General features: G+C 38.6%; 8 protein-coding genes. 2 read left to right on the forward strand and 6 right to left on the reverse strand.

The genetic code is table 11. The features are described from left to right. Positions 1–100 precede the first annotated feature (100 nt). Positions 101–1,006 carry a PDC sensor domain-containing protein gene (locus HCN_RS03245; RefSeq protein ID WP_014666531.1) on the forward strand — a complete coding sequence of 302 codons (906 nt, stop codon included), beginning with the start codon at positions 101–103 and terminating at the stop codon, positions 1,004–1,006. A 38-nt stretch (positions 1,007–1,044) separates the two neighbouring features. Here the strand turns inward: HCN_RS03245 and HCN_RS03250 are convergent, their stop codons facing one another. The 6 genes from HCN_RS03250 to HCN_RS03275 all read right to left on the reverse strand — a co-directional run bounded on the left by HCN_RS03250 (position 1,045) and on the right by HCN_RS03275 (position 8,088). After that, on the reverse strand, positions 1,045–1,734 hold the full coding sequence (locus HCN_RS03250; RefSeq protein ID WP_014666532.1) for a DUF2393 domain-containing protein: 690 nt from the start codon (positions 1,732–1,734) through the stop codon (positions 1,045–1,047). An 8-nt stretch (positions 1,735–1,742) separates the two neighbouring features. After that, entirely contained in the window at positions 1,743–2,486 is a 744-nt protein-coding gene (gene hisIE, locus HCN_RS03255) for a bifunctional phosphoribosyl-AMP cyclohydrolase/phosphoribosyl-ATP diphosphatase HisIE (RefSeq protein WP_014667536.1), read from the reverse strand. Positions 2,487–2,489: 3 nt separating this feature from the next. Next, positions 2,490–3,620 (reverse strand): SPFH domain-containing protein, encoded by a 1,131-nt coding sequence (locus HCN_RS03260; RefSeq protein ID WP_002957469.1) that lies wholly within the window; start codon positions 3,618–3,620, stop codon positions 2,490–2,492. Positions 3,621–3,629: 9 nt separating this feature from the next. Next, on the reverse strand, positions 3,630–4,553 hold the full coding sequence (locus HCN_RS03265) for a branched-chain amino acid transaminase (RefSeq protein WP_014666533.1): 924 nt from the start codon (positions 4,551–4,553) through the stop codon (positions 3,630–3,632). 72 nt (positions 4,554–4,625) lie between these two features. After that, complete coding sequence (locus HCN_RS03270; protein WP_306301779.1) at positions 4,626–6,626, reverse strand: ABC-F family ATP-binding cassette domain-containing protein; 2,001 nt, start codon at positions 6,624–6,626, stop codon at positions 4,626–4,628. After that, on the reverse strand, positions 6,616–8,088 hold the full coding sequence (locus tag HCN_RS03275; RefSeq protein WP_002957476.1) for a hypothetical protein: 1,473 nt from the start codon (positions 8,086–8,088) through the stop codon (positions 6,616–6,618). The genes HCN_RS03270 and HCN_RS03275 overlap by 11 nt, the downstream gene beginning before the upstream one ends. Before the next feature lie 350 nt (positions 8,089–8,438). Here HCN_RS03275 and HCN_RS03280 point away from each other — a divergent pair, with 350 nt between their 5' ends. Further along, positions 8,439–11,669 (forward strand): DNA translocase FtsK, encoded by a 3,231-nt coding sequence (locus HCN_RS03280; protein ID WP_014666535.1) that lies wholly within the window; start codon positions 8,439–8,441, stop codon positions 11,667–11,669. Positions 11,670–11,687: the final 18 nt, after the last annotated feature.

Below are 11,687 nucleotides of genomic sequence, written 5' to 3' on the forward strand. Positions count from 1 at the left end.
TTGCCAAAGTTTTACACAAGGACATACAAGGCTGTAAGGAATACATTATAAAATCAAGCTAGAATCTGCCCTAAGATTCTCAAATCAAAAAGGAGTGAAAATGCTATCAAAAGATATTGTTACCTATGCGAAGATGCGTTATGAATTACGTGCGTATCTTACCTTTCTTTTTACGCAGAATATTAAAAATTTTATGCCGGAGCCTAGCTTTGAAGTCGTGCTAAGTGGGCTAAAACGCATAAAAGATGAGATTAAAGTTTTTGATGCGATGTATATTTTGGATAAGAATGGAATGCAGATTAGCGATGTGTTTCAAAGCAATGGGATTATTGAAAATGCGGGGGCGAACTTCTCAAATCGTGCGTATTACTATGAGGCATTGGACGAGCAGCGGTGTATTATCACAAATCCTTATCCTTCAAAGATTGATGGGAATCTTGTCGTAACGGCTGCCTATCCTGTGTATAATCAAAATCACGAGTTGCTATTTGTGGTGTGTATTGACATTCATCTGCGCGATGCGTTAAAAATCAGCTCGCCTAATCGCTTTTTTCATATTTTTTCAATGTTAAGTGTGGGAATGTATTGCGTGCTTTCACTCGCCTTAAGTTTTATCGCAGTTTTGCTTATGGTGGAAGGGGTAGTGCGGTTTTGGTCAGAGGATATTTTGCGTTTTCAAAGCTTTGATATTAAAGATATTTTTGAATCTACGATTTTGCTAACCCTTGCTCTAGCGATTTTTGATTTAGTCAAAGCGATTTTTGAAGAAGAGGTTTTAGGCAAAAATGTCGGCAGAAGCTACACGGTGCATAAGACGATGATACGCTTTCTTGGCTCCATCATCATAGCCCTTGCCATTGAAGCTTTGATGCTTGTATTTAAATTCACCTTTTCAGCCCCGGAGCAGCTTTTATATGCGGTGTATCTCATCGGCGGCGTGGCATTTTTGCTCATCGCTTTGGCTATATATGTGAAGTTTGCCTATGGGGTGGGTAAGAAGGTGTAGAAATAAGCAATTTATGCCGACTTGGCATTTTGAGTGGCTTACTGATAGTTTGTGTCTTTTGCCTGTTCGCCAACATTTCCTTGAGTTTCTGTTTCTATGGAATCTTGAATTGTGATTTGTAGGCTTGGCTCTTTGGGAGTGATAATATCTTTGCTAGGTGCTTTTTTCTTCTGCATTTTTTGGGCAAATTTATTTGATAGATAGCAATCCACATATACCCTAAACAACAAAGGCTCTTGTGCTTCAAAATTTGGCACAATCACAGAAAAATCAGCATTATTATCAGGCTCAATATCAATGTCAATACTCGTGCTTAGGGAACTTTTTGGAAAAATACTATTAAAATATCTCATAAATTTGCTATCTTTTTCATCACGCACAGAATCTACGCTAATCAAACATTCATTGATGGGTGCTCTGCCTTTATTTGTAATATTTCCTGCGACAAAGAAACCTTTTGTATATTGCATAGGATACGCACTCATCAAAGTAACATCTATCTTATACAGCACATTTTTCATCACAAAATGCAAAACAAAAGGTGCGGCAAGAATGGTGATAATAGACAAGAAAAAGAAAAACCTTGCAATGAATCTCCGCCCACGCAAAAGCAGCCCTAAAGTAAAAAGCATAATAAAAATAAAAAAACCAATAAGGATTAAGCCAATCTCATAAACGGATAAATAAGACACCATTTGGATAAGCAAAATCTTTAGCCTTTCAAACATCATATATCCTAATGCGTTTGACGCGAAGCTTTCTCTTCTATGCCACTTTGCCCTTTGCGTCTTTGAAGCTCCTGCAACACACGCTCAGGGTTGATATGCTCTAAGGCTAAGCCCACCAAAATATGATAGAGCAAATCCGCACATTCATAGATAATTTCAGATTCCTGCCTATCTTTAATCGCAAAGCACAGCTCCCCCGCTTCTTCAACAATCTTTTTACAAATGCCATTTGCTCCTTTTGCAAACAAAGACGCACTATAAGAAGTTTTGGGATTTTCGTGTTTTTTTTGCTCTATGATATGATATAGCTCATCAAGGATATGATAGATTCCACAAGGGCTTTGAATTTTTGTGCTTACCTGACTTGCACCCTTGGATTCAGCAGTTTCACTTTTACATTCATCTTTATATTCACTTTTCATTTCGCTTGGGATAATGCGTTGAAAAAAGCAACTTTTTTCTCCCGTATGACAAGCCACACCCTTTTGCTCCACGAGAAAAATCAAACTATCATTATCACAATCAAGTCGCACTTCTTTGATTTTTTGTGTATTGCCACTTTGCTCACCTTTTTGCCAGATTCTCTGCTTTGAGCGAGAAAAATAATGTGCCAACCCACTTTGTAAAGAAAGCTCTAAAGATTGTTTAGAAGAATACGCAAACATTAAAATTTCATTGCTCCCCCACTCTTGAGTCATCGTAGGGATTAGCTCATATCGCTCCCAATCAATCTTTTCTAGCACATCACGCATATATCACTGCCCTACGACACTGCTTTTTTGCTTATTTTTAGAATCTACCCAAATATTTGGCACAGCCCCACCGGGAGTTAGGAATATTTGTGCGTTTGTGTTTTCTTTTAACGCCTCATTAAACTTGCCCTGCGTTTCAATTTGCCGTAATTCAAGCAATCGTTGAGAGAGGCTTTCATTCACAAGGCGGTTTGCTTCACTCTGTCCCTTTGCTTCAATCTCTAGTGCATCTGCCTTACCCTTTGCCCTTTCACGCAAGGCATTTGCCTCTTCTTTTGCCTTTTGTGCATCTCTCTTGGCAAGTTCCACACCTTCAATTCTCGTTTTCACTTGCTCTGGCAGCACAATCTCACGCAACTGGATAGATACAAGCTTTACAGGCTGATTTGGCGTTGTATCAAGTTTGCCTTTAAAACCATTATAGATAAGATTTGCTACTTCATCGCGTTTTGTCGGTAGCTCCTCTGTGGGGTAATTCCCAACCGCACTTCTTACCACATCACGAATGACGGGATTGATGATTTTTTGCTCCCACGCCATACCATACTCTGCAATAGTCGCAGGGACTTTTTCACGCTCAAGCTGATACTGCACGGTAAGTTCAATTGAGATTGTCATACCGCTTGTATCCATAACATTAATCGCATCATTACGCAAAATGCTTGATTCTCGCCCTACATTTCCCATATCCTCACTACGAGAGAAGTTAATAGTCCTTACCTTTGTATCCACTAAAATCACATCTTGGATAATAGGCATAAAAAAGTGAAGTCCGGGATCAAGCGGCTTAGGATCATACTGCCCCGTAGTTACTTTAATGCCAACCTCTCCCGCATTGACAATCACAAAAGGACGCGCAACGATAAAAATCACAATCAATAAAACAACGATAATAATCACGCCAAGCGACTTGCCACTAGGCATTGAGGGCATAGGCATATCAAGGTTAAATCCACCGCCACCGCGATTGCTATTATTATTTGGGCGATTATTTCCACCATTATTACCACCACCATTATTACGATTGCCACCACCACTATTTTGGTTTCTTGGTTGCTGATTATCACTAGAGCCTTTTTTTTCATCAAGCTCGGCTCGTTTTTTCTTCAAATGCTCGTTTAAATCAATAGGCATTGCTACTCCTTAGTCTATATAAGTTAAATAATGAGAATATTTTGGATTTTCACTATTGACAACATCAAAATACGCTTGTTGCAATTTCTTTGTCAAATCCCCAGCCTTGCCATTACCGATAATCCTTGCATCAAGCTCACGCACAGGCGTAATCTCCGCTGCGGTTCCCGTAAAAAAAGCTTCATCAGCGATATATACTTCATCTCGTGTAATGCGTCTTTGCTCTACGCTTAAGCCCATATCTTTAGCTATCTCAATGGTTGTGGCTTGTGTGATAGATTCTAGTGTGTTATCATAAGGGGGCGTGATGAGTTTGCCATTCCTTACGATAAAAAAGCACTCGCCACTACCTTCTGCCACAAAGCCATTATCATCAAGTAATAATGCCTCATCGCACCCACAAGCCAATGCTTCGTGCTTTGCCATTTGTGAGTTAAGATAATTTGCTGCCGCCTTTGCCTTACCCATAAATGACTTTGTAGGATTCCGCACAAAGGAGCTTGTTTTGACTTTGATTCCATTATTTAAGCCATCTTCACCAAGATACGCTCCCCACTCCCACGCAGCAATAGCAACATTTACCGGTGCGTTAATGTGATTTAGCCCCATAACACCATAGCCAAGATAAATAATAGGGCGGATATACACATTGCCCTTATATTCATCTTTATTTGCCCTCAAAACCTCTATATGAGCCTTTTCTAGCTCATCTTGCGTAAAGGGCGATTTAATACAAACGATCTTAGCTGAATCTAAAAGCCTTTTTGTATGCTCTTTTAGACGAAAAATCGCCAAACCCTTTTTTGTCATATACGCCCTTGTGCCTTCAAAAACAGCATTTCCATAATGCAAAGTATGGCTTAAAATATGCGTGGTCGCATCTGCCCACGGGATAAGCTTGCCATCTTTCCAAATATATTTTGCTTCTTTCATTGTGGATACTCTCCTTATTTTTGAATCTAAAACAATGTCGTGGATTGTAGCAAAAGTTTTATAATATTTTAACTATGCTAAATTGCTATTTTTCTGCTCTAATTCCAAATATTGCGTGATTTTAGAATCTAGCTCCTTTTCCACTTCTGCTAACTCTGCTGCTAAGACACTAATGCCTTGCTGCTGATAGGTTTGTGGGTTGCTAAGGGCAGTTTGCAGGGCTTTTTGCCTAGATTCTAGCACTTCAATCTCTTGGGGCAGAATCTGCAATGCCCTTTGCTCGTTGTAGCTTAATTTTTTTGCTTTTTTCACAGGGGCAGATTCTATGGGAGCAGATTCTGTATGCTGTGATTGAATCTTGGGCTTAGAATCTGCACTCAAAGATTCTAATCTCTTAAGTTCCAGCAAATTTTCATTCATCTCCAAATACTCACTATAAAGCATATGCGTTTGCACCACTTTGCCGCCCCCTTCAAAGACAAGCAGTTTTTGGGCGAGTTTATCCACAAAATACCTATCGTGGCTCACAAATACAACCGCACAATTCAAGCTCAAAAGATATTCCTCCACAATATTAATCGTTTGTATATCTAAATCATTTGTTGGCTCATCAAGGATAAATACATCAACTTCCTTGGTAAAAAGCAAGGCTAGGGCTACGCGGTTTTTCTCCCCACCGCTTAGAGAGCTAATTTTTTGCGTTAAAAACTCTTTTGGAAATAAAAAGTTTTTCAAATACCCATATATATGCAAATGCTTTCCACGCACTTCAATATATTCCCCACCATTTGGACAAAAAGTCTCTAGCAAATCCTTATCATCTTCAAGCAAAGCCGTGTGCTGGTCAAAATAGCCTATGCGTATATCACCCACCTTTACTACACCAGAATCTGCCCTGTCTTGCCCGAGTAAAATTTTTAAAAAGCTTGACTTGCCCGAGCCATTTTTACCAACAATGGCGATTTTATCATTCCGCAAGATTCTTAAATTTAAATCTTTTATTAGAATCTTGCCGCCTATATTTTTACACAAATGCTCTATCTCAAAAAGGCATTTTTGATTATTTACATTTTCAGTTTTATTAAAGCTTTTCTGCTCTCTTTCAAGCTCAAGCCGCATTTTGCGTATCACAGATGGATTATGCTTTGCCTCTTCACGCATAGCTAAGATTCTATTTTTTCGCCCCTCATTGCGTTTGAGCCTTGCTTTTACACCTTGCCGTAGCCATTGCTCTTCACTTTTTAGAATCTTAAGAAGTTTTTGATGAGCTTGACTTAAATGCCTTAAAATCTCCTCCTTTTTAGCCAAATAATCCAAATATCCGCCTTCAAAGCTTGTAAGATGAGCAGAATCAATCTCAATAATGCGTGTAGCTACCCTATCAATAAAATATCTATCGTGGCTAATGAATACAAGTGTAAAACGGGACTTTAAAATAAAATCCTCCAAAAATGCCACCATTTGCGTATCAAGGTGGTTTGTAGGCTCATCAAGCAATAAAATATCACAAGGTTGCAATAAAATACTTGCCAATGCGATTTTTTTCTGCTCCCCTCCACTTAGGGAATTTGCAAGTCTATCTCTAAAAGCCTGTAAGCCAAAATGCTCTAAAATCTCTTCTGCCCTTTTCTGTAAATCCCAGCCATTATTGTCATCTAAAAAGGCACTAAGCCTTGCGTATTCATTTAACATCTCTTTATGCGTTAGGGAATCTTTAATAGAATCTTGTATCATTGAAAGCTTGTTGTTTATCTCTTGCAGGGCGTTATGAGCTTTTGTTATCTCACTCATAGATTCTATAAGCACATCTTGCACACTTGCATTTGCCTTAAAGATAGGCTTTTGCTCTAAGGATAGAATCTTAAGATTTTTGATACCTATCCTTTCACCGCCATCTATCTCTAGTCCTCCGGCAATAATCTGCAATAAGCTTGACTTGCCCGAGCCATTTTGACCAATAACCGCAATGCGTTCATATTGAGAGATATTAAGATTTGCCTGTTTGAGAATGATCTTATGATCGTATTGCTTATGTATGTCTTGGAGCGATAAAAGATTCATCTCAAAATTCAAAAGTTTTGATTTGTGCGAGTGATAAAAGGGCGAAATTTGTTTGCTTATTTTTCTTAGATTCTTTACCAATTTTTATGATAGAGGCTGGTTTTTGGAGTTTCAGTTCAGAATCTATGTAGATAAGCTCAAAAGTCTGGCGATTTACCGCACTAAAATATTCAATCTCTTTGTGGTAAATCACAACATTATGAAACTTACTCGCTGACATAATCTTAATTTTCAAATCCAAGCTAAAAGCGGGATTATCCGAAAAAATCAAAAAATTCTTAGCATTTTTTGCCATATACTTGTTGTAATATTGATAAACTTGATATTCATTATCGCGTAATTTACCCTTATCAAGCATTTTAGTGTGATTGCCCAAAAATGTCATTGCACAAAATGGGCTATTGATATTATGCTTAAAAAAGACATTTTTAATCGCTAAAGATGACATACCTAGCTTCCATAGCTTATTGTCAATATGTGTGGCACAAATATCCATTGCATCTTTTGTTTTATTGATAAGTATCTCATACATCTTATTAAACACGCCCTCAAACTTTGTGAGATTTTCTTTCTTAAAATTCTCCGCAAGAGCTTTTAGTCTATCAATAGTCGCACTGATAATTTTAATATCAGATTCGGCTTTTGTAATCACCGCTCTTGTTCTCACCTTACGCTCTTCTAGCGCCTTTGGATCGCCCCTTTTAGCATCAAGCTTGGCTTGGATTGAACGCAATTCCATTGAGCCTACACGAATCTTATTTTGCACAGAGAGCTTTTTTTCATTAAATGTTTCAATCGCCCTTATCACACCCTTATAATGATACTGCACATCAAGGAAGCATTCTTGGTAAATTTTATCAGGCGTCAAGTTAGTGTTTGTTTGAAACTGCCTATAAGAATACTCTAATTTTTTAAGCACCTGCATATCATCAGCAAAATTATCAATCGTAATATGTCTATCATTAAACACAAGATAATCAATCGCCTTTGAAAGATAGGGCTTAACAATGATATAATTTATCTTCGTCTGCGGGTCCTGCCCCTCTTCTTCCATACCAGAAATAGCGGTAAGTGCGTGAAACTCTTCTTGAAAATAGTCTTTTATCGTTTCAGGGATTGGTGTGCTTAGCTGAATGCTATTGAGTTTAAGGTAATTTGTCTCGGCAAAAATCTGCTTAGCAATGGCAGCCTTTGCATCTGCCTCTTTACTTTTTAGCTCATCATCAGTATTTGTCCGCCAAAAATCAATCTCGCGTATCAGCCCATTCTCCGGGAAACTTTGATACCTAGAAGCCTTGCAATCCGTAATGACATATCCATTATCATCAAGGCGAAATTCCACAAGCATTCCCGCACTTGGCATCATTCTTTGATCGTGCCAACTTGTATTGCGTAGCTCAAAAATCTTCTTAGAAGCATTCACAACAACGCCATTTTTGGTTTGATTAGAATATCTCAATATCTTGCCGTGCATATATATTCCTTAACAAAACGAATCTTTAAAACTTTATCCCACAAAAAAAACACAAAGCCCATATTCTAGCCAAATAAAAATAAAAAACTCATTAGTAAAAATCTCAAATTCTTTATGATATAATGCCAAATTTTTTAGCCCAATGCGTGAAACTCCGTGAATCTCATAGAGCAATCTTAAGAAATATAAGAAGAACTTAAATGAATTTTAAATTTTTCTTATATTTCTTTAAGGAGTCTCAAAGATTCCAAGGCTCATTCAAAGCATTCTTGTAGGCTAATTAACCAGCATTATTGAATACTAAAGGATAACTCATCAAAAAACTATACTTATATATCGCATTAAATATTGTGCTTATTTTTCTCTCCACCGCCACGCTTATTGGCGATTTTGGGCTTGTTGGCGATTTTGGAATGCGTTTTGCCACCCTAAACATAGGCATTTTTGGATATGTGGCATATATCTTTTTACCTTTTTTGCTCTATCCGCTTTTTTGTTTGTATAAAAATCATCATCTTACTTTTAGGCGATTAGAGCTTATTATCTCTTTTTCTCTCTTTTTTATCGCACTTTTGATTTTTCAATCTCTAAGCCTTGAAAAAGGCTCATTTGGCAACTCTCTTGTGTTTTTTCTTAAAGATTACATCGGCTATTTTGGATTATGGGTGCTTGATATTTTTCTTTTTATTTTTTCTTGGCTTATCTCCACAAAACGCAATATTGATCTGCTTTTAAAACAGCTTAAGCACAAACTTCTTGTAGCTTATGATTTTATAAAACTTATTTTATCTATCCTTTATGTTCATATCAAGGCATTTGTCAAACGCTTGATTGAAGCGATAAAGTCAAAGATTCAAAATCTTTTTGCCAAAAAAACACAAGATATTCTTGATTTGCAAAATGCCAAGCAGGAGACAACCACACAGGCACATTATGATTTTAAAGATGTTTTTATAGACAAAGCCTTTGATGAAATGCCACAGAGACCCACCACAGAGCAGAATCTACCACAAAATTCGCAACCAATTTTACACAAAGATTCATATCCAGCACAGAATCTACAAGCCCAAGTCCAAGAAAGTCAAGATGAAAATCAAGATTCTCCCATTTCCATTTCAACACCACATTTGACACCACAAGAGCCAAATACACCCAAACAGCCCCATTTAGAAGTCGTGCCAAGATCGCAAGATGATTTAAAGCTTGAAGAGTTTTTAAGAATCCAAGCTGAAAAATACCGCAACGCATTTGCAAAAAATGTCCAACACACAGCCTTAAGTGATCCAGCCATTAAGCCAAGACAAGATTCTATCCAGCTTGTAAATCAGCCAAGCACTCCCCAATCAGCCAAGCACCCGCAATCTCCAGCAGATTCTATCCAGCAAACAACATCACAACCCACAGCACCATCACAAACCAGTCCAGAATCTTTGCTAGATTCACAATCTCACACAAGCCTATCAAAAGAGATTCCTACACCTCCATCGCGTCCAATTAACCCCAATGTCTTTTTAAAGCCAAAGGAAACAAAAAAGCCTTTAGACACACAAAATCCACATCAAGAAATAAAAATAGATTCTATCTCTACACAAAACACGCATTTACCTTTGCAGGAGACATATTCACAGCACCTAGCACAAACACAAGAAGCTTTTATACAAGAATCCACACAACAAAGCCTAGCACAAACCCACGCACTACAGCATACACCAACACCCAAAAAAATTACGCAAGATGAAATTACACAAGATTCTATCCATACACACACGCCACAAGCCCAGCAAAGCCAAATGCTACAAACACCAAACTTCCCACAGCAAGAATCTACACTTCCCCAAACACCTATAAACACCACTTCACACGCCACATCACAAAATACACAAGCCCCACTTACACCACAAATGCTAGATCTTGAGATTAAAGAGATTACGCCTAATCACACTAGAGAACAAGCCCCACAAAATGCAAATTGGGCAGATTCTATCGTGCAAGAGATTATCCCAGAATCTCCACTGCCAAGCACAGCCATACAGCCAACGCATACGCCACAAGCACAGCCATACAGCCAAAATTTTCATAGCATTCAAGATTCAAAGCCCATTTACACACGCGTAACCGAGCTTGATGAGAATAAAGCCCTGCTGAATAATTTAGATTATGGCGATGTGGCTAAGCCTCTGCATTTTAAGCTCCCTACAACAAGTTTGCTTAATCAGCCACTAACAGAAAAAACTGAAATTGATGAAAGCGAGATAGATCGCAAGATTGAAGATTTATTAGCTAAACTTAGGACATTCCGCGTTGAAGGCGATATTGCGCGCACTTATTCAGGTCCCATTGTTACAACCTTTGAGTTCCGCCCAGCCCCGGGCATTAAAGTAAGTAAGATTCTTACATTAGAAGATGACTTAGCAATGGCTTTGCGTGCAAGATCTATCCGCATTCAAGCGCCAATCCCGGGTAAAGATGTTGTAGGGATTGAGATTCCAAATAACACTACACAGACGATTTATCTGCGTGAAGTGCTAGAATCTGATTTGTTTAAAACTTCCACTTCGCCACTCACCTTAGCCCTTGGTAAAGACATCGTGGGCAATCCTTTCATCACGGATTTAAAGCGACTTCCGCATTTACTTATCGCTGGGACAACAGGTAGCGGTAAAAGTGTGGGGCTAAATGCGATGATTCTCTCACTCCTTTACAAAAACTCACCGGATAATTTAAAGCTTTTGATGATTGATCCCAAAAAGGTGGAATTTAGTATTTATGCAGATATTCCCCATCTCATTACGCCCATTATCACACAACCTAAAAAGGCGATTGTAGGGCTAAATAGTGCGGTAGCGGAAATGGATAGGCGGTATGATTTAATGAGTGAGCTACGCACAAAAGACATTGATAGCTATAATCGCAAAGCGGGGGCTGAAGGAATGGAGAAATTCCCATATCTTGTGATTATTATTGATGAACTAGCAGATTTAATGATGACAGGGGGTAAGGAAGTGGAATTTGCCCTAGCGAGAATTGCTCAAATGGGTCGTGCCTCTGGGATTCACATTATCGTGGCTACACAGCGACCAAGTGTAGATGTCGTTACAGGACTGATTAAGACAAATCTCCCCTCACGCATTAGCTACAAGGTAGGAAGCAAAATAGATTCTAAAGTGATCCTTGATACCTTTGGGGCAGAATCTTTGCTTGGCAAAGGCGATATGCTTTTCACACCGCCGGGTGTTGGGGGCGTTACACGGCTTCACGCTCCGTGGAACACTGAAGAAGAGATTGAAAGAGTGGCAGAGTTTATCAAATCCCAACAAGCAGTGGTGTATGATAAAAACTTTATGCTTGATGAGAGAGACAATCTTGTGAGCGAGAATCTAAGTGAGAGTGGAGAAAATAGTGACCTTATCAGCGAGGCAAAAAAAATCATTCTCCAAGATAAAAAAACTTCAGCAAGTTACCTGCAAAGGCGTTTAAACATAGGCTACAACAAGGCAGCAAATCTCGTTGAGCAATTAGAGAGAGATGGCTTTTTATCCGCACCCAATGTGAAGGGTGTGAGAGAAATTTTAGGGAGCTAAACTCGCTTTGCCTAGCAT

The organism is Helicobacter cinaedi PAGU611 (assembly GCF_000284635.1).
Classification (GTDB): Bacteria; Campylobacterota; Campylobacteria; order Campylobacterales; family Helicobacteraceae; genus Helicobacter_C; species Helicobacter_C cinaedi.

Coding starts and splice junctions, on each gene's coding strand:
- hisIE (WP_014667536.1), bottom strand. CDS start 2,486: ATGCGTGATGTGCTAGAAAAGATTGATTGGGAGCGATATGAGCTAATC.
- HCN_RS03275 (WP_002957476.1), bottom strand. CDS start 8,088: ATGCACGGCAAGATATTGAGATATTCTAATCAAACCAAAAATGGCGTT.
- HCN_RS03260 (WP_002957469.1), bottom strand. CDS start 3,620: ATGCCTATTGATTTAAACGAGCATTTGAAGAAAAAACGAGCCGAGCTT.
- HCN_RS03265 (WP_014666533.1), bottom strand. CDS start 4,553: ATGAAAGAAGCAAAATATATTTGGAAAGATGGCAAGCTTATCCCGTGG.
- HCN_RS03250 (WP_014666532.1), bottom strand. CDS start 1,734: ATGTTTGAAAGGCTAAAGATTTTGCTTATCCAAATGGTGTCTTATTTA.
- HCN_RS03245 (WP_014666531.1), top strand. CDS start 101: ATGCTATCAAAAGATATTGTTACCTATGCGAAGATGCGTTATGAATTA.